This is a genomic window from Delftia sp. PE138 (assembly GCF_018320755.1).
Lineage (GTDB): Bacteria > Pseudomonadota > Gammaproteobacteria > Burkholderiales > Burkholderiaceae_C > Comamonas > Comamonas tsuruhatensis.
Map to the genome: position 1 here is coordinate 468,942 of NZ_JABEPN010000002.1, position 17,735 is coordinate 486,676.

Consider the following 17,735-nt stretch of genomic DNA (forward strand, 5'->3'; position numbering starts at 1 on the left):
ATGCACTGAGGAGTTCACCCCATGAAAATGATCACCGCCATCATCAAGCCGTTCAAGCTGGAAGAGGTCCGCGAGGCACTGGCCGACTGCGGCGTCAACGGCCTGACCGTCACCGAGGTCAAGGGCTTTGGTCGCCAGAAGGGCCATACCGAGCTCTACCGTGGCGCCGAGTACGTGGTGGACTTCCTGCCCAAGGTGAAGATCGAGGTGGTGGTCCGCACGGAAGACGTGGACCGCTGCGTGGATGCCATCGTCAACGTGGCCCGCACGGGCAAGATCGGTGACGGGAAGATCTTCGTCACCGCCGTGGAGCGCGTGGTGCGCATCCGTACCGGCGAACTCGACGACGGAGCCATCTGAACCCGGCAGCAGTGCAGGGCGCGCGCGGCGCCCTGGGCTCGACATCCGGATTCCAGCGGCCACCCCTGAACGGGTGGCCGTTTCCGTTTCAGATCACGGCGCGCAAGGGGGCCGTTTCCAGGCCCGTGCCGGCGTTCTGCACCAGGGATTGCAGCAGTGCGGGGATGTCGCTGCCGCTTTCTATCAGTCCCATCTGCCACTCGCCCATGAAGCCATGGCCCACGCAGGTCTGCAGGAACTGCAGCATGCTGTCGTAGTAGCCGTCCACATTGAGCAGGCCGATGGGCTTGTCGTGGTAGCGCAGCTGGCGCCAGGTCCAGACCTCGAACAATTCCTCGAAGGTGCCTATGCCGCCGGGCAGGGCGACGAAGGCATCGCTGCGCTCGGCCATCATGGCCTTGCGCTCGTGCATGGTCTGGACGATGTGCAGTTCGTCGCAGGCATGGTTGGCCAGCTCCTTGTCCACCAGCGCCTGCGGGATCACTCCCACGACGCGGCCACCGGCCTGCCGCGTGGCCTCGGCCACCTCGCCCATCAGGCCGCTGCGCCCGCCGCCGTAGACCAACTGGCCGCCGTGCTCGCCAATCCAGCGGCCGGTGGCGCGGGCGGCCTCGATGAATCCGGGCTGGTCGCCGGGGCGCGAGCCGCAATACACACAAATGGAAAACGTGGGATTTGTCATGCAATGAACCGTTGATAGAGAGCCGCCAGCCAGACACCCGTGCACAGCAGCAGCGCCAGTAGCACGGCGGCGCTGCCCATGTCCTTGGCTTGCTTGGACAGGGCGTGCCATTCGGGGCCTATGCGATCGACCACGGCCTCGATGCCGCTGTTGAGCAATTCCACGATCAGCACCAGCAAGACCGTGCCCGCCAGCAGCGAGACCTCGATCCAGCTGCGTCCCAGCCAGAAGGCGGCAGGGATCAGCACGATGGCGGCCAGCGCCTCCTGGCGGAAGGCTTTCTCATTCCATCCGGCACGAAGGCCGGACAGCGAATAACCCGCAGCGTGCCAGACACGGTTCAGGCCCGTGCGGCTTTTCTGGGGATTGACAGGCGTGCTGTCGTTGGACTTGGGTGAAGCGGCGGGCATGCTGGGGAGTGTAGGAGATGCGATGCTGCCTTTGCCGCTCAGCGTTTTTTCCTGGGCGGCGGGGCCTGGTGGATCAGCTGTGTGCCGGCCAAGGCGTCATGCCAGAACTGGCGGCGCGGATGAAGGCGACTGAGCAGGGCCCAGAGTGCCACCCACAGCACCAGCAGCACCAAGGTGGTCAAGGCCGGCACGCCGGTGGAGTAGGCCGCCAGCGGTGGCAGCAGCCAGATCCAGCTCAGCACATAGCGCCGCAGTGCGCGCGGCTGGCTGACGGGCTGGCCTGCAGCATCCACCAGGCGGATGTGCCAGGTCTTCATGGCCAATGTCTGCCCCTTGGACCAGAACCAGACGAAATAGATGCCCAGCACCACGAACATGAAGGCCTGCAGCGCATGGCGGTTGTCCATGGCGTTGCGCGTCTGAGACAAGGTGCCAAACAGATATCCGGCGATGAAGACCACGCCGAACAGCAGCATGCCCTCATATAGCCAGCAGGCCATGCGCCGGGCCAGGCGCGGGGCCATCCGTGGATCGGCGGCGGAGCCGGCTGCCGTGGAGGCGGGGGAGGTGGCGTTCGTCATGCGGGCGTGTCGGGGCGCTGCATCAATGCGAAGGGGCTGCTTCGCCGTGCGAGGGCTGTGGGGTGGCCTCGGCGCCGTCATGCAGTTCCATGGGCGGCAAGGGCATGGGTGTGGCCGAAGGCACTTCCACCGGGGCTGTCTCCACCAGCGCAGGCGGGCGCACGGGATGGGTTTCCACGGCCGAAGGCGGCGCGACCGGTGGAACCGGAGGCGGCGGATTGTAGATGGTGGCTGGTGGAATCTTGGGGGGATTCGGAATGGTGGCCGGTGCCACCGAGGCCGCAGGAATCCGCGCCAGCCGCTTGGGCGCCACGGGCTGTATGGCGTTGGCGGCGCCCTTGACCTTGGGCGCGGCGCGTGCAGCCAGAAGGCGTTTTTCTTCGTCGCTGAGCGCCTGGTAGGCCTCCCACTGGGCTCGCTTGTCCGTGGCAAGGCGGTTGGTCAGGGCGAAATTCAGGCGGGCCTGGCTGCGCTGCTGGGCGCTGAGGCTGGACCAGGTCTGCATGCGGTCGCGCAGCTTTTCCTGCTCCTTTTCGCTGAGCTTGTCCCAGCCTTCGGCCAATGCCATCCAGCGGCGCTTTTGCAGCGCGTCCATCATGGACCAGCGCTCGGAAAGGGGCTCGAGCACCCTGCTTTGCGCAGGCGTCAGCTCGGCCCAGCGTGGGCCTGAGGCCAGGGCCGTGGCGCGCTGGCGCGTGGCTGCGTCGCCATGCAGGGTCTTGGAGGCCGCAATGGTGGCCGGCGACACCGTGCTGGGCGCCAGCCGCACCTGTTGCACGACGCGCCAGCCGGTCCAGGCCAGCGCCATCAACAGCACCGCCGCCAGGATGGCGGCGGGTGATCGGTGGAACGCGGCGCGTGAATCAGTGGGCATGCAGGCAGGCAAGGCGGGTATCAGCGTTCCGTGTTGGTGGCCGAAGTCTTCAGGTACTGGATGAAACCGGGGTCGGCATAGGCGGCAGGGGGCAGGTCATCGGTCAGCAGGGCCGTATCGACCTCGGCAACCTCGGTCAGGCCAATCTGATCGGTCTGCACGTTGACGACCACCAGGCCAATGATGAGGGCCAGCACCGGCACGGCCGAGATCAGCGCGCGCCACCAGGTGCCGCCTTCGTCGCCAGAGCCCAGCGTCATGGTGCCACCCTGAGCCTGGGTTGCGCTGGCAGCCTGCACGGGCGCAGCGCGCAGTTCGCGCCGGCGAACGGACAGGGCGCGCTCGCGCCCAGCGCGCAGCCGCTCGGTGATGTCGTATGGCAGCAACGCCTCGCCGTCACCCAGGCGCGCGGTGATCCGGCGTGCGATGCGGTCGGCCGCCATTTCGCTGTGGAGAGTGAGAGTGGGCGCAGTCTTCATAGCTCGATTCCTTTGGCCTTCAGTGCCTTGCTCAATGTCTGGATGGCGCGGAAACAATGTGTTTTTACACTTCCTTCGGAACACCCCATCGCGGCAGCGGTCTCCGCAACGTCCATCTCTTCCCAATAACGCATCAGGAATGCTTCGCGTTGACGCGCCGGCAGCTCCTGTATCTCTTTTTCAATGCTTTGCAAAATCTGCGCCCGCTCGGTCAGATCCTCGGCGCTGCGGGCGGTTTCGCCGTTCTGTGCGGAGTCGGCGTAGGTCTCGAGCCAGTCGAAGTCCGCATCGTCGCCGGCCGAGGCCTCCAGATCGCTCATGCGGGTGAAGAGGGCGTTCTGCGTCTTTTGCCTGCGAAACCAGTCCAGGGTGCTGTTGGACAGGATGCGCTGGAAGAGCATGGGCAGCTCGGTGATGGGCTTGTCGCCATAGTGCTGCGCCAGCTTGAGCATGCTGTCCTGCACGATGTCCAGCGCCGCCTCCTCGTCCCGGACGTGGAAAAAGCTGCGCTTGAAGGCACGCTTTTCTACGCTTTTGAGGAAGTCGGATAGTTCTTGCTCGGTTGCCAAAAGGAACGCAGGCCCGGATGAGGGGCTCGTTGAGGGGGGCTGAACGGACGCGGGACCCGATTATCGCACCGCAGTGTCAATTTTTTTCGCACGATGGCGCACAGGCTTGTTGCAGTGCGATAATGTCTGCTGCAATTCAAAAAGGCAAACGGGTCACGGTCCGGCGTTTACTCACTCGCCCATGTCTGTTGGTCCTAAGTCCCGCACCGGCCTCACAAGGGCTTCAGGCAAGGGGCACCCAAGGTTTTTCGTTAGAGAAATTCACAAAGGTTGATCATGGAAATTTCCAAAGCCGAGTACTCCAGCGCGGCAGCAGCGGCGTCGCAGTCCCATGCATCCCAGGAGCTGATGGGCTCCGAGATCCTCGTCAAGTCCCTGCAGGCCGAAGGCGTCAAGCAGCTTTGGGGCTATCCGGGCGGTGCGGTCCTGTACATCTACGACGCCCTCTACAAGCAAGACACCATTCAGCATGTGCTGGTGCGCCACGAGCAGGCGGCTGTGCATGCGGCAGACGGTTTTGCCCGTGCCACGGGTGAAGTCGGCGTGGCACTGGTGACCTCGGGTCCCGGCCTGACCAACGCCGTCACCGGCATTGCCACCGCCTACACCGATTCCATTCCTCTGGTCGTGATCAGCGGCCAGACCTCGACGGCCTACATCGGCACCGATGCATTCCAGGAGTGCGACACCGTCGGCATCACCCGCCCCATCGTCAAGCACAACTTCCTAGTCAAGGATGTGCGCGAGCTGGCGGACACCATGAAGAAGGCCTTCCACATCGCGCGCACCGGCCGCCCCGGCCCCGTGGTGGTGGACATCCCCAAGGATGTGTCCTTCAAGAAGGCTCTCTACACCGGTTACCCCGAAAAGGTGGAGATGCGCTCCTACAACCCGGTGCGCAAGGGCCATGCCGGCCAGATCCGCAAGGCGCTGCAGTTGCTGCTGGCTGCCAAGCGTCCTTATATCTACACGGGTGGCGGCGTGCTGCTGGGCAATGCCTGCAACGAGCTGCGCACCCTGGTGGACATGCTGGGCTACCCGGTCACGCATACGCTGCTGGGCCTGGGTGCCTATCCGGCCAGCGACCGCAAGTTCCTCGGCATGCTGGGCATGCACGGCACCATCGAAGCCAACAACGCCATGCAGAACTGCGATGTGCTGCTGGCCGTGGGTGCGCGCTTTGACGACCGGGTGATCGGCAACCCCAAGCATTTCATGTCGGTGGAGCGCAAGATCATCCATATCGACATCGATCCCTCCTCCATCTCCAAGCGTGTGAAGGTGGACGTGCCCATCGTGGGCGACGTCAAGGAAGTGCTGACCGAGCTGATCTCCATGATCCGCGAGGCCAGCGCCCGTCCCGATGCTGCGGCCCTGGGCCAGTGGTGGGAGACCATCGAAGGCTGGCGCAGCCGCGACTGCCTGCAGTACAGCCGTGGCGACGGCTCGGTCATCAAGCCCCAGTACGTGGTGGAGACGCTGTGGAACATGACCCGCGACGCCGATGCCTACATCACGTCCGACGTGGGCCAGCACCAGATGTGGGCTGCGCAGTACTACCGCTTCGACGAGCCGCGCCGCTGGATCAACTCCGGCGGCCTGGGCACCATGGGCGTGGGCCTGCCCTACGCCATGGGCATCAAGCTGGCCAAGCCTGAATCCGAGGTGTTCTGCATCACGGGCGAAGGCTCCATCCAGATGAACATCCAGGAGCTGGCCACCTGCCTGCAGTACAACACGCCGGTCAAGGTGGTGTCGCTGAACAACCGCTACCTGGGCATGGTGCGCCAGTGGCAGGAGATCGAGTACTCGGGCCGCTATAGCAGCAGCTACATGGACTCGCTGCCCAACTTCGTGAAGCTGGCCGAGGCCTATGGCCACGTGGGCATGCTGATCGAGCGCCCCGAGGACGTGGAGCCCGCCCTGCGCGAGGCCCGCAAGCTCAAGGATCGGACGGTGTTCATGGACTTCCGCACCGATCCCACCGAGAATGTGTTCCCCATGGTGCAGGCCGGCCGTGGGATCACCGAGATGCTGCTGGGAGCTGACGACCTCTGAGCGAGCCCTTGGCCGGGTTCGCCAGGGCCTGTTCCTGCCGCATCTTCTTCAGTAGCCGCCCTCAAGGCGGCAACCCCTTGACGAATCTATTGCCTGCCAAGCCCGACGTTTACCGGCGCCGGGGGAGGGCAGCGAAAAGAGGAATCTTTCTTTCATGAAACACATCATTGCCGTGCTGCTCGAAAACGAGCCGGGAGCCTTGTCGCGCGTGGTGGGCCTGTTCTCGGCCCGCGGCTACAACATCGAATCGCTGACCGTGGCTCCCACGGAAGACGCATCGCTGTCACGCATGACCATTCAGACGAATGGCTCCGAAGACGTGATCGAGCAGATCACCAAGCACCTGAACCGCCTGATCGAGGTCGTCAAGGTCGTGGACCTGACGGAAGGCTCCTATACCGAGCGCGAGCTCATGATGGTCAAGGTCCGCGCCGTGGGCAAGGAACGCGAGGAGATGAAGCGCATGGCCGACATCTTCCGCGGCCGCATCATCGACGTGACCGAAAAGAGCTACACGGTCGAGCTGACCGGCGACCAATCCAAGAACGACGCCTTCCTGCAGGCGCTGGACCGCACGGCCATTCTGGAAACCGTGCGTACCGGCTCCTGCGGCATCGGCCGCGGCGAACGCATTCTGCGCGTTTGATGCGCTGCAACGCACCTGAAACCTGTCCCCTTCCCCTTTCAACCCCTACACACACACGAAGCCTGGAGCCAACATGAAAGTTTTCTACGACAAGGACTGTGACCTGAGCCTGATCAAGGGCAAGACCGTTGCCATCATCGGCTACGGCAGCCAGGGCCACGCACACGCTCAAAACCTGAACGAAAGCGGCGTGAAGGTCGTGGTCGGCCTGCGCAAGGGCGGCGCTTCCTGGGACAAGGTCGCCAAGGCTGGCCTGACCGTCGCTGAAGTCGACGACGCCGTGAAGGCCGCCGATCTGGTCATGATCCTGCTGCCGGATGAGAACATCCCCGAGGTCTACAACAACAACGTGGCCCCCAACATCAAGCAAGGCGCCACGCTGGCCTTTGCCCACGGCTTCAACATCCACTACAACCAGGTTGTGCCGCGCGCCGATCTGGACGTGATCATGGTCGCCCCCAAGGGCCCTGGCCACACCGTGCGCTCCGAATACCTCAAGGGCGGCGGCGTGCCTTCGCTGATCGCCGTATACCAGGACAAGTCCGGCAAGGCCCGTGACCTGGCCCTGTCCTATGCCATGGCCAACGGTGGCGGCAAGGGCGGCATCATCGAAACCAACTTCAAGGAAGAAACCGAGACCGACCTGTTCGGCGAGCAGGCCGTTCTGTGCGGCGGCGCGGTGGAACTGGTGAAGATGGGCTTCGAGACCCTGACCGAAGCCGGCTACGCTCCCGAAATGGCCTACTTCGAGTGCCTGCATGAGCTCAAGCTCATCGTGGACCTGATGTACGAAGGCGGCATCGCCAACATGAACTACTCGATCTCGAACAACGCCGAATACGGCGAGTACGTGACGGGTACAGAAGTCATCAACGACAAGTCGCGCGAAGCCATGCGTGCTGCCCTCAAGCGCATCCAGACCGGCGAATACGCCAAGATGTTCATCCAGGAAGGCCGCACCAACTACCCGAGCATGACGGCCCGCCGCCGCATGAACGCCGAACACGCCATCGAAAAGGTGGGCGGCCAGCTGCGCGCCATGATGCCCTGGATCTCCAAGAACAAGCTGGTTGACCAGAGCCGCAACTGAGATTGCTGCATTCCATCTTGCATGGGTCGCGCATGCGGCCTACGCAAGGTGCAGGACAAGGCCACCCCGACGGGTGGCCTTTTTCGTGCAGAGAAGGGGGGCGGTGCGCAGGTACACTGACCCTTTCGGGGCGGCACTGTCCGCTCCCTTAGAATACTATCGTTTTAATAGCCGCTCACGCTTGCGTGCGCTGTGCTGGAGGCCGGATTGATGCAAAACCACAATGAGTCCAACGAAATCGAAGGCGTGGTGGTGCGCAAGCGCCGCAAGGGTATCTACATCCTGCCCAACCTGTTCACGCTGGCTGCGCTGTTCGGTGGCTTCTACGCCATCGTGATGGCCATGAACGGCCGCTTCGAACTGGCTGCTGCAGGCGTGTTCTGCGCCATGGTGCTCGACAGCCTTGACGGCCGTGTGGCACGCATGACCAATACGCAGAGCGCTTTCGGGGAGCAGATGGATTCGCTGTCAGACATGGTGTCCTTCGGCGCCGCTCCCGCCTTGATCGCCTATGAGTGGGCGCTCAAGGGCATTGGCCGCTGGGGCTGGATTGCAGCCTTCGTCTATTGCGCCTGCGCTGCGCTGCGGCTGGCGCGCTTCAACGTCAACACCGGCACCGTGGACAAGCGCTGGTTCCAGGGCCTGCCTTCGCCCGCCGCTGCAGCGCTGGTCACCGGCTTCATCTGGCTGCTGGACGAGGCGGGCCTGCTGCGCGGCCAGGATGCCTGGCTGAGCTGGACGCAGATCACCTGGATCATGTTCTTCCTGACGCTGTACGCGGGCCTGACCATGGTCACCAACGTGCCTTTCTACAGCTTCAAGGACGTGCATTTCAAGAAGAGCGTGCCCTTTGCGGCCATCGTGCTGATCGCCCTGGGCATCGCCATCATCAATATCCATCCGCCCATCGTGCTGTTCGGCGTGTTCCTGCTCTACGGTTTCTCGGGCTACGGCGTCTATGCATGGCGCAAGGCCAAGGGCCAGCGCACCAGCGTCATCAGCACCTCGACCGATGAGCCTGAAGAGCGCGGCCTGCACAAATGATGCGCCGCAGCATCTTCACAGCGCCTGAGAACCTGTGCTAAAGTGACCCGCATGCAATACCTGTCGCTAGCTCTACTACTGATGTCCCACGGGCAGAGACAGTAGCGCGCGCGTACATTCCTACTTTCACGGCCCGTTTGCACCAGCGACGGGCCGTTTTGCGTTTGTGGGGTCGCTGGAGCAGGTGGGTCTTGTTTTTACCTAGACGATAGAAAGCACTTCAGCCATGTTGCAAAACCCTTCGACCAAGTACCGTCCGTTCGCTCCGGTCCGCCTGCAAGACCGTCGCTGGCCCGATGCGGTGATCACCCAGGCCCCGGTCTGGTGCAGCGTGGACCTGCGCGATGGCAACCAGGCGCTGATCGAGCCCATGGACATCGATCGCAAGATGCGCATGTTCGAGCAACTGGTGAAGATTGGCTTCAAGGAAATCGAGGTCGGCTTTCCTTCCGCGTCCCAGGTCGAGTTCGACTTCATGCGCAAGCTCATCGAGGAAAACCGCATTCCCGATGACGTGACCGTCCAGGTGCTGACCCAGGCCCGTGAGCACCTCATCCGCCGTACCTTCGAGGCGCTCGAAGGCGTGCCCCGGGCCATCGTCCACCTCTACAACGCCACCGCGCCCGTGATGCGCCGCGTGGTATTGAACATGAGCGAGGACGAGATCGTCGAGCTGGCCACCACCAATGCCCGCATGTTCAACGAGATCGCTACCGGCTATCCCCAGACGCAGTGGACCTTCCAGTACTCGCCCGAGATGTATTCGGACACCGAGCTGGAGTTTTCCAAGCGCGTCATCGATGCGGTCACCGATGTATGGCAGCCCACGCCCGAGCGCAAGTGCATCATCAACCTGCCCACCACTGTGGAGCACTCCACGCCCAACATCTTCGCCGACATGGTGGAGTGGACGCATCGCCACATCCAGCGCCGCGACTCCATCGTGCTGTCCGTGCATCCGCACAATGACCGCGGCACGGGCACGGCCACAGCCGAGCTGGCGTTGATGGCCGGTGCGGACCGCCTTGAAGGCTGCCTGTTCGGCAATGGCGAGCGCACGGGCAACCTCGATGTGGTCAACGTGGCGTTGAACATGTACATCCAGGGCGTGTCGCCTGGCCTGGATTTCTCCGATATCGACGGCATCCGCAGCACGGTCGAGCATTGCAACCAGCTGCCCGTGCATCCGCGCCATCCCTATGTGGGCGATCTGGTCTACACCTCGTTCTCGGGCTCGCACCAGGATGCCATCAAGAAGGCCTTCGCCGATCGCAAGGACGGCGACATCTGGGACATGCCCTATCTGCCCATCGACCCCAAGGACCTGGGTCGCAGCTACGAGGCCGTGATCCGCGTCAACAGCCAGTCCGGCAAGGGCGGCATCGCCTATCTGCTTGAAAGCGAGTATGGCCTCCAGTTGCCGCGTCGCCTGCAGATCGAGTTCAGCCAGGTGGTGCAGCGCGAGATGGACGCCAGCGGCAAGGAGCTGGCCGCGGCCGACCTGTGGGCGCTGTTCCAGCGCGAGTACGGCCTGCAATCCGTGCAGGCGCCGCATTACCGCCTCAGCGAGAACGACGGCGTGGTCAGCCTGTCGGCCGATCTGTCCGTTGACGGCGGCAAGCGCACGGTCGAGGCGCAAGGCACGGGGCCCATCGATGCCTTCGTGCAGGCGCTGAGCGAGCACAGCGGCCGGGCCGTGCGCGTGCTGGACTACAACGAGCATGCCATCGGCGAGGGTGCCAATGCCAAGGCCATTGCCTACGTGGAACTGCGCGTGGACGAGTTGCACGTGTGCTACGGCGTTGGGGTTGATGCGAATATCGTCTCCGCTTCGTTCCGGGCCATCATGTCGGGCTTGCAGCGCGTGCCCTCTGCCGAGAAGGTGACGGTGCAGGAGGCGGTTGCCGCTTAAATTCCATTGCCTAGCCGGTGCAGCCACAAGCGCACCGGCTTTTTTCATCACCTGCCCGTGGGCAGGAGATTCGCATCCACAAGAAAGACGAGACTCCCATGACCGACCAATTGATCATTTTCGACACCACCTTGCGTGACGGCGAGCAGTCGCCCGGTGCCTCCATGACCCGCGACGAAAAGCTGCGCATTGCGCGCCAGCTCGAGCGGCTGAAGGTCGATGTGATCGAGGCCGGTTTTGCGGCGAGTTCCAATGGCGACTTCGAGTCGGTGCAGGCCATTGCGCGCGCCATCAAGGACTCCACCATCTGCTCGCTGGCCCGTGCCAATGACCGCGACATCGCCCGTGCGGCCGAGGCCCTCAAGGACGCCAGCCGCGCGCGCATCCACACCTTCATCGCCACCAGTGCGCTGCACATGGAGAAAAAGCTGCGCATGACGCCCGAGCAGGTGCTGGAGCAGGCGCGCCAGTCGGTGCGATTTGCGCGCAACCTGATCGCCGACATCGAGTTCAGCCCCGAAGACGGCTACCGCAGCGACCCGGACTTTCTGTGCCGCGTCATCGAGACGGTGATTGCCGAAGGCGCGACCACCATCAACGTGCCCGACACCGTGGGCTACGCCATTCCGGAGCTGTACGGCGCCTTCATCAAGAACCTGCGCGAGCGCGTGCCCAACAGCGACAAGGCCGTCTGGAGCGTGCATTGCCACAACGACCTGGGCATGGCCGTGGCCAACTCGCTGGCCGGCGTCAAGCTTGGCGGGGCGCGCCAGATCGAGTGCACCATCAACGGCCTGGGCGAACGCGCGGGCAACTGCTCGCTCGAGGAGGTGGTGATGGCCATCAAGACGCGCAAGGACTACTTCGGCCTTGACGTCAACATCGACGCCCAGCACATCGTGGCCGCCAGCCGCATGGTCAGCCAGACCACGGGCTTCGTGGTGCAGCCCAACAAGGCCGTCGTGGGCGCCAACGCCTTCGCCCACGCCTCGGGCATCCATCAGGATGGCGTGCTCAAGGCGCGCGACACCTACGAAATCATGCGTGCCGAGGATGTGGGCTGGAGCGCCAACAAGATCGTGCTGGGCAAGCTCAGCGGCCGCAATGCCTTCAAGCAGCGCCTGCAGGAGCTGGGCGTGGAACTCGACAGCGAGGCCGCGATCAACACTGCCTTTGCGGCCTTCAAGGAACTGGCCGACCGCAAGAGTGAAATCTTCGACGAGGACATCCTGGCCCTGGTGACCGAGCAGGATGCGCATCAGCAGGCCGATCCCTTCCAGTTCATCTCGCTGGCCCAGCAAAGCGAAACGGGTGAGCGCCCACACGCGTCGGTGGTGTTCAGCCGCGATGGCCGTGAGATCAAGGCCCAGTCCGACGGCAATGGCCCGGTCGATGCCTCGTTCAAGGCCATCGAGTCCGAGGTGAAGAGCGGTGCCGAGATGCTGCTGTACTCGGTCAACGCCATCAGCGGCTCCACCGAGAGCCAGGGCGAAGTGACCGTTCGCCTGCAGCGCAGCGGGCGCGTGGTCAACGGCGTGGGCGCGGACCCGGACATCGTCGTGGCCTCGGCCAAGGCCTATCTGAGCGCGTTGAACAAATTACACAGCAATGCAGAGGTCGTGGCTGCGCAGGGGTAAGCACTCGCCTTATAATTTCATTTAAATTATCGAAAAGTCGCACAAGTTATTGTCACAGTGCGACTTTTTCGATTAATGTAAGGTCTAGTCACAAATTCTTGCTGCTTGGAGCATTTCTCATGCCCACCCTACGCCGTGCCCGCCTCGGTCGATTTGCTCAGGTTCTCTCGTTGCTGGCCCTGAGTTGTGCTCTCACTGCCCCGGGCGCGCATGCCGCACCGGCCAAGAAAGTTGCCAAGAAACAGGTGGCCGTGGCCCCTGTCAAGAAGAAGGCCGTGAAGGAGCGCGCCACGGCGGCTCCTCAGGGCAAGCGCGTTGCCAAGAGCGCGCGCCAGCCCAGCCGCGTGGCCGCCCGCAGCGCTGCCAGCCCCATTCGTGCCGTTGCCTACGAGCCACGCCTGTCGTTCGGACAGATGGCCGGGCTGCATGCAGTGGCCGATCCTCTTGATCTCAAGAGCAGCGTGGCCCTGGTCATGGACCAGGACACCCACGAAGTGCTGCTCAGCAAGAACGACCATGCCGTGCTGCCCATCGCCTCGCTGACCAAGCTGATGACGGGTCTGCTGATTTCCCAGGCCCATCTGCCCATGGATGAATCCATCACCATCACGCAGGATGATGTGGATACCGAAAAGGGCAGCAGTTCGCGCCTGGCCGTGGGCACCACGCTCACCCGTGCCGAAATGCTGCACCTGGCCCTGATGTCCAGCGAAAACCGTGCTGCCCATGCGCTGGGTCGCACCTTCCCAGGTGGCCTGGATGCCTTCGTCCAGCAGATGAATGCCAAGGCGCGCCTGCTGGGCATGACCGATACCCGTTACGTGGAGCCCACCGGGCTGTCCAGCCGCAACCAGTCCAGCGCCCGTGATCTGGCCGTGCTCGTGAATGTGGCGCACAGTGATCCACTGGTGCGCGAGTACACCACTTCACCCGGCTATGAAGTGGCCGTGGGCCGCCGCACGCTGCAGTACAACAACACCAACCGCCTGGTGCTGAGCCCGACCTGGGATATCGGCCTGCAAAAGACCGGCTACATCTCCGAAGCGGGTCGCTGCCTGGTCATGCAGGCGCAGGTGGCTGGCCGCAAGATCATCATGGTCTTCCTGGACTCCGCCGGAAAGTTCAGCCGCCTGGGCGATGCCGAGCGCGTACGCCACTGGGTGGAATCCATGGGGCAGGTGGCCGGCGATTCCATGATCCACAAGGTCAAGGGCTGAGTTTCCTCCCCCTCAACAACAAAGGCGCCCTGGGCGCCTTTGTTGTTTTTGATGACCGGTCTTGCTGCTTGCGGATGGCTGCTTGCAGATCAGTGGCTGCTGCGCGCGTAGGGATTGGGGGGCGGGGCTGCAGGGCGGACCGCATTGAAGCCCAGGGCGCCCGAGATCTCCTGCGCGGTGGCCTGGAGCTTGGACAACCAGCTTTCGTCCAGCCGGTCGGCGGGAGCGGAGATGGACAGGCCGGCCACCAGCTTGCCCTGGTCGTCATAGATGCCGGCGGCCATGCAGCGCACACCCAGCTCCAGCTCCTCGTTGTCGCGGGCGACGCCGTGGTGGCGTACCTTGTCCAGCTCGTTTTCCATGTCGGCAAGCCGCGTGATGCTGAAGTGCGTCTTGCCGGGAAGGCCGGTTCGTGTGGCGTAGGCGCGCACCTGCTGCGCATCATCGGCCGCCAGAAACAGCTTGCCATTGGATGTGAGGTGCAGCGGCGCATGGCCGCCGATGGCGCGCACCACCTGCATGCCCGAGCGCTCGCTGTAGGCGCGTTCCACATAGACGATTTCATCGCCCTGGCGCACGCTGAGGCTGACCGGCTGCTGGATCTGCTTGTGCAGCTGGCGCATGGGAATCAGGGCCGCTTCGCGCACGCTCAGGCGGGCCTTGACCAGGTTGCCCAGCTCCAGGAAACGCATGCCCAGCCGGTAGCTGCCCGATTCGGGGCGGTCGACAAAGCGGCCGATGGCCAGGTCGTTGAGAATGCGGTGCGTGGTGGAGGGGTGCAGGCCGGTGCGCTCGCTGATCTCCTTGAGCGATACCGCTTCCTCACGCGAGGCCAACACGTCGATCAACGTGAACATGCGTTCCAGGACCTGGACGCTGGGCTTGGGCGAGGCCGCGTTATCGTCTTTTTTCATGAGGCGCAAGGGGATTTCGGGATTCGGTCATTCTAGCGGCGGGCATGGCTTGGCGGCATATGTGCCGCCTGCAAACAGCGGCCATGTGCATAAGAAATGTCGCTGAAAAGGGCGCGGTGGCGCCATATCAGCGTGGCAGCTGATCCACGCGCTGCCAGCGCTCGTCCACGCGCACTTCATGGGGAAGAAAGCGCGCCTTGTAATTCATCTTCTGGCTGTCGGCGATCCAGTAGCCCAGATAGACATAGGGCAGGCTCATGGAGCGTGCCTGATCGATCTGCCACAGCACGTTGAACGTGCCGTAGCTGGCCTGGTCATCGGGCTCGTAGAAGGTGTAGACGGCGGACAGCCCGTCTTCCAGCACATCGAGGATGGAGACCATCTTCAGCCTGCCGGCTGCGCCGTCGGCCGCCGGTGCGCGGAACTCCACAAGCCGTGAGTTGACGCGGCTTTGCAGCAGGAACTGCGTGTACTGGTCCACGCTGTCGTGGTCCATGCCGCCGCCGCTGTGACGGCTTTGCTGGTAGCGCAGGTACAGCTGGTAATGCTCGTTCGAGTAATGCAGGCGCTGGATCGATGCCGTGAGATCGGCGTGGCGCACGGCGGCGCGGCGCTGGCTGCGGTCCGGGCGGAAATCGTGGACCAGGATGCGCATGGGCACGCAGGCCCGGCAACCATCGCAATACGGCCGGTAGGTGAACATTCCGCTGCGGCGAAACCCCAGGGAGACCAGCTCCGAATAGGCGCTGTTCTGGATCAGGTGGCTGGGCGTGGCCACTTGCGAACGCGCCAGCCGGCCATCCAGGTAGCTGCAGGGATAGGCGGCTGTGGCGTAGAACTGCAGGGCCTGCAGCGGAAGATCGTTCGGGTGCGTCATGGTGTGCTGGCGGCAGCCGGTGATGTGCTGCCGGCGTCACCGGACGGCGGCAGCAACTCGTTCCAGTATACGTTTTCGAATTGCCAGTGCATGGGCGGCAGCTGGCTTTGCTCTGCCACGGTGCGCAGGAACTGGGAGCGGGGCATCTCGCGCGCGCCCAGCGAAGCCAGGTGCTGCGTGGCCTGCTGGCAATCGATTTGCGCGGAGCCTTGGTGCCGGCACAGCGCCACCAGTGCCGACAGTGCGATCTTGGATGCGTCTGTGGCATGCGCGAACATGGACTCGCCGAATACGGCGCGGCCCAGCGCCACGCAGTACAGGCCGCCCACCAGGCGCCCGTCGATCCAGGTTTCCACGCTGTGGGCTGCACCCTGGCGGTGCAGTTCGGTATAGGCGTCGAGAATTTCCTGCACGATCCAGGTGCCATCCTGATCGCGGCGCACCGTTTGGGCGCAGTGCTGCATCACAGCCTCGAAAGCGCTGTCGATGCGGATCTCGCAGCCGGCGGTGGAGCGAAAGCGCTGCAATGTCTTGCGCAGGCTGCGGTGCAGCCGGAACTGCGATGTCTGCAGCACCATGCGTGGATCGGGCGACCACCATAGCGTGGGCTGGCCTTCGCTGAACCAGGGAAAAATGCCCTGGCTGTAGGCGATGCGCAGGTGCGCCGCATCCAGCGTGCCGCCTGCGGCCAGCAGGCCCGGAATCGGGTCGTTGGGGCCCCATGCCGTTTCCACAGGAGGGAAGGCCTGGTGGGGAATGAGCCATGGGAGGGGGTGGGACATGATCGGGTGCGGACTGAAAAATAATGGATTCGTGCTTCTCTGCAGCCGCAGTCTTGCACAAACCATGGTGAAGAGGGTTGCGTGGATGCGAGAGCATCGCCTGGCCGGGGTAAGTGAACCTCCTACGCGGCCTTGTCCCGCCGGGGGACAGCGCCGCCAGGCCGGGTTGGCTATCCTGGGCTTGTCTTCTTGCGGATGCATGGCTTTCGCTGCGAAGACATCGAAGGAGGATGAGCGATGTTTTTCAGCAAAATCTTTGGCGCAAGCCTTGCCGAGCCGCGCTATATCCGTCGCACCCGGGCCTACCTGCAGGAGGCACGCATGGCGATGCTGGAGCACACCATTGCTGCCGAATACTACAAGTCCTCTGCGGACATGTATGCGGAGCGGGCTGCGCGGCTGGAAGAAGAGCTGCGTGCATGGGAAGAGGGCGTGGAGCAAGCGCGCGCTGCGCACGGTGCGCGTCGCGCACATGCCAAGCACGGCAAGCCTGTCACCGTGGAGTCGGCCGCCCCTGCCGCAGCGCCGAGCACGCCGACTGTCGGCATGGTGCGCGCAGCCTGAGCAAACAAAAAAGCCCGCATGCGCTGGCATGCGGGCTTTTTATCTGGCTCCTCAACCTGGGCTCGAACCAGGGACCTACGGATTAACAGTCCGGCGCTCTACCAACTGAGCTATTGAGGAATATGTTGGTGCTGGGCCCTGTGCGATTGCAAGGCCGCTGAAATTTGGCTCCTCAACCTGGGCTCGAACCAGGGACCTACGGATTAACAGTCCGGCGCTCTACCAACTGAGCTATTGAGGAATACGTGTCTATCGACAAAGACCCTGTGCGATTGCAGGGTCTTGAAATTCTTTGGCTCCTCAACCTGGGCTCGAACCAGGGACCTACGGATTAACAGTCCGGCGCTCTACCAACTGAGCTATTGAGGAACAAGACCTAGATTATATGACGTAAAAAACACGTCACAGAAAACTCGGGGAATTTTTTTCAGCAGGCCTGCCGCAGGCCTTCATTCTCAGGGCTCTGGCCTGAACCACAGCCACACCAGCACGCAGCCCATGGACGTCAGCGCCACGGCCTGTACCCAGGCGGGCGGGCGTGTCCACAGCAGGAGGACGGCGCACAGGCTCATCATGGCGCTGGCGCTCCATTTGGCGCGCCGGCTCACGCAGCCACCTCGCGCCCAATTGCGCAGCATGGGCCCGAACAGGCGATGGCGCCACAGCCAGGTGTGCATGCGATGCGAGCTGCGCGCCGCGGCCCATCCGGCCATGAGCACGAACACCGTGGTGGGCAATCCTGGAATGAAGATGCCGGCAATGCCCGTCGCCAGGCTCAGGCAGGCAAACAGCTGCAGCGCCCAGCGCAACGGCGCGGCCGGCATGCGGTGCAGGGGAGGGGGATCATCATCATTGAAGGCCTGCGCCTGCGCCATGCCTGCCTGCGCAGTGGCATCCGGCTGCCGGGCCTGTGCCGCGGGTGTTTGCTGCGCGCCTGTGTCACGGTCCTCTGGGGACGCGGCGGATGACTCTCTGGCGGTGCTGGGCATGCTGCGATTGTGCCAGCGCGGTGTAGCCATGGCGGCCAAGGGGGGCGAGA

19 protein-coding genes and 3 tRNA genes are annotated in these 17,735 nt (G+C 63.6%); 9 read left to right on the forward strand and 13 right to left on the reverse strand.

The features are described from left to right. Window positions 1-21: 21 nt before the first annotated feature. Complete coding sequence (locus HFGMBDPB_RS11095) at window positions 22-360, forward strand: P-II family nitrogen regulator (RefSeq protein WP_012206673.1); 339 nt, start codon at window positions 22-24, stop codon at window positions 358-360. Window positions 361-448: 88 nt separating this feature from the next. Here the strand turns inward: HFGMBDPB_RS11095 and HFGMBDPB_RS11100 are convergent, their stop codons facing one another. Genes HFGMBDPB_RS11100 through HFGMBDPB_RS11125 form a run of 6 tightly spaced genes read right to left on the reverse strand, consistent with a single transcriptional unit; the run spans window position 449 to window position 3,955 of the window. After that, window positions 449-1,042: an LOG family protein gene (locus HFGMBDPB_RS11100; protein WP_016447421.1), complete on the reverse strand. Its 594-nt coding sequence runs from the start codon at window positions 1,040-1,042 to the stop codon at window positions 449-451. Further along, window positions 1,039-1,452 carry a diacylglycerol kinase gene (locus HFGMBDPB_RS11105; protein WP_016447420.1) on the reverse strand — a complete coding sequence of 138 codons (414 nt, stop codon included), beginning with the start codon at window positions 1,450-1,452 and terminating at the stop codon, window positions 1,039-1,041. The genes HFGMBDPB_RS11100 and HFGMBDPB_RS11105 overlap by 4 nt, the downstream gene beginning before the upstream one ends. Before the next feature lie 38 nt (window positions 1,453-1,490). Then, window positions 1,491-2,033: an RDD family protein gene (locus HFGMBDPB_RS11110; RefSeq protein WP_212645402.1), complete on the reverse strand. Its 543-nt coding sequence runs from the start codon at window positions 2,031-2,033 to the stop codon at window positions 1,491-1,493. A gap of 22 nt (window positions 2,034-2,055) precedes the next feature. Beyond that, window positions 2,056-2,907 (reverse strand): DUF3106 domain-containing protein, encoded by an 852-nt coding sequence (locus HFGMBDPB_RS11115; protein WP_016451365.1) that lies wholly within the window; start codon window positions 2,905-2,907, stop codon window positions 2,056-2,058. Between the two features lie 20 nt (window positions 2,908-2,927). Then, window positions 2,928-3,386 carry a DUF3619 family protein gene (locus tag HFGMBDPB_RS11120; protein WP_026062765.1) on the reverse strand — a complete coding sequence of 153 codons (459 nt, stop codon included), beginning with the start codon at window positions 3,384-3,386 and terminating at the stop codon, window positions 2,928-2,930. Then, entirely contained in the window at window positions 3,383-3,955 is a 573-nt protein-coding gene (locus HFGMBDPB_RS11125; protein ID WP_016447416.1) for an RNA polymerase sigma factor, read from the reverse strand. The genes HFGMBDPB_RS11120 and HFGMBDPB_RS11125 overlap by 4 nt, the downstream gene beginning before the upstream one ends. 276 nt (window positions 3,956-4,231) lie before the next feature. On the opposite strand from HFGMBDPB_RS11125, the gene HFGMBDPB_RS11130 reads away from it, so the two are divergent. The 7 genes from HFGMBDPB_RS11130 to HFGMBDPB_RS11160 all read left to right on the forward strand — a co-directional run bounded on the left by HFGMBDPB_RS11130 (window position 4,232) and on the right by HFGMBDPB_RS11160 (window position 13,559). Next, on the forward strand, window positions 4,232-6,013 hold the full coding sequence (locus tag HFGMBDPB_RS11130; protein ID WP_016447415.1) for an acetolactate synthase 3 catalytic subunit: 1,782 nt from the start codon (window positions 4,232-4,234) through the stop codon (window positions 6,011-6,013). A gap of 154 nt (window positions 6,014-6,167) precedes the next feature. After that, a complete protein-coding gene (gene ilvN / locus HFGMBDPB_RS11135; protein WP_012206665.1) occupies window positions 6,168-6,659 on the forward strand; it encodes an acetolactate synthase small subunit in 492 nt (163 codons plus the stop codon). A 73-nt stretch (window positions 6,660-6,732) separates the two neighbouring features. Continuing rightward, window positions 6,733-7,749, forward strand: a complete 1,017-nt coding sequence (gene ilvC / locus HFGMBDPB_RS11140) for a ketol-acid reductoisomerase (protein ID WP_034365514.1) — start codon at window positions 6,733-6,735, stop codon at window positions 7,747-7,749. Between the two features lie 210 nt (window positions 7,750-7,959). Further along, window positions 7,960-8,793 carry a CDP-diacylglycerol--serine O-phosphatidyltransferase gene (gene pssA / locus HFGMBDPB_RS11145; protein ID WP_012206663.1) on the forward strand — a complete coding sequence of 278 codons (834 nt, stop codon included), beginning with the start codon at window positions 7,960-7,962 and terminating at the stop codon, window positions 8,791-8,793. Window positions 8,794-9,019: 226 nt separating this feature from the next. Beyond that, on the forward strand, window positions 9,020-10,705 hold the full coding sequence (gene leuA, locus HFGMBDPB_RS11150) for a 2-isopropylmalate synthase (RefSeq protein ID WP_212645403.1): 1,686 nt from the start codon (window positions 9,020-9,022) through the stop codon (window positions 10,703-10,705). Between the two features lie 98 nt (window positions 10,706-10,803). Further along, on the forward strand, window positions 10,804-12,342 hold the full coding sequence (locus tag HFGMBDPB_RS11155; RefSeq protein ID WP_016447412.1) for a 2-isopropylmalate synthase: 1,539 nt from the start codon (window positions 10,804-10,806) through the stop codon (window positions 12,340-12,342). A gap of 119 nt (window positions 12,343-12,461) precedes the next feature. Next, on the forward strand, window positions 12,462-13,559 hold the full coding sequence (locus HFGMBDPB_RS11160; RefSeq protein WP_016447411.1) for a serine hydrolase: 1,098 nt from the start codon (window positions 12,462-12,464) through the stop codon (window positions 13,557-13,559). A gap of 89 nt (window positions 13,560-13,648) precedes the next feature. Here HFGMBDPB_RS11160 and HFGMBDPB_RS11165 read toward each other — a convergent pair whose 3' ends face one another. The 3 genes from HFGMBDPB_RS11165 to aat form a co-directional block, all read right to left on the reverse strand. Continuing rightward, window positions 13,649-14,473, reverse strand: coding sequence for an IclR family transcriptional regulator (locus HFGMBDPB_RS11165; RefSeq protein ID WP_016447410.1), 825 nt, complete (start codon window positions 14,471-14,473; stop codon window positions 13,649-13,651). A 127-nt stretch (window positions 14,474-14,600) separates the two neighbouring features. Next, window positions 14,601-15,350 (reverse strand): arginyltransferase, encoded by a 750-nt coding sequence (locus HFGMBDPB_RS11170; protein ID WP_133073726.1) that lies wholly within the window; start codon window positions 15,348-15,350, stop codon window positions 14,601-14,603. After that, window positions 15,347-16,132, reverse strand: a complete 786-nt coding sequence (aat, locus tag HFGMBDPB_RS11175) for a leucyl/phenylalanyl-tRNA--protein transferase (RefSeq protein WP_212645404.1) — start codon at window positions 16,130-16,132, stop codon at window positions 15,347-15,349. The genes HFGMBDPB_RS11170 and aat overlap by 4 nt, the downstream gene beginning before the upstream one ends. A gap of 237 nt (window positions 16,133-16,369) precedes the next feature. Here aat and HFGMBDPB_RS11180 point away from each other — a divergent pair, with 237 nt between their 5' ends. Then, window positions 16,370-16,696, forward strand: a complete 327-nt coding sequence (locus HFGMBDPB_RS11180; RefSeq protein ID WP_016447407.1) for a hypothetical protein — start codon at window positions 16,370-16,372, stop codon at window positions 16,694-16,696. A 44-nt stretch (window positions 16,697-16,740) separates the two neighbouring features. On the opposite strand, the gene HFGMBDPB_RS11185 is transcribed toward HFGMBDPB_RS11180, so the two are convergent. From HFGMBDPB_RS11185 to HFGMBDPB_RS11200, 4 genes are all read right to left on the reverse strand, one after another. Continuing rightward, window positions 16,741-16,816 (reverse strand) — tRNA-Asn (locus tag HFGMBDPB_RS11185). Window positions 16,817-16,861: 45 nt separating this feature from the next. After that, window positions 16,862-16,937 (reverse strand) — tRNA-Asn (locus HFGMBDPB_RS11190). Between the two features lie 52 nt (window positions 16,938-16,989). Next, window positions 16,990-17,065: transfer RNA gene (locus HFGMBDPB_RS11195), tRNA-Asn, on the reverse strand. A gap of 86 nt (window positions 17,066-17,151) precedes the next feature. Further along, the gene (locus HFGMBDPB_RS11200) at window positions 17,152-17,571 is read right to left on the reverse strand and encodes a YbaN family protein (RefSeq protein ID WP_016451371.1); all 420 of its coding nucleotides are present in this window, start codon (window positions 17,569-17,571) and stop codon (window positions 17,152-17,154) included. Between the last annotated feature and the right edge of the window lie 164 nt (window positions 17,572-17,735).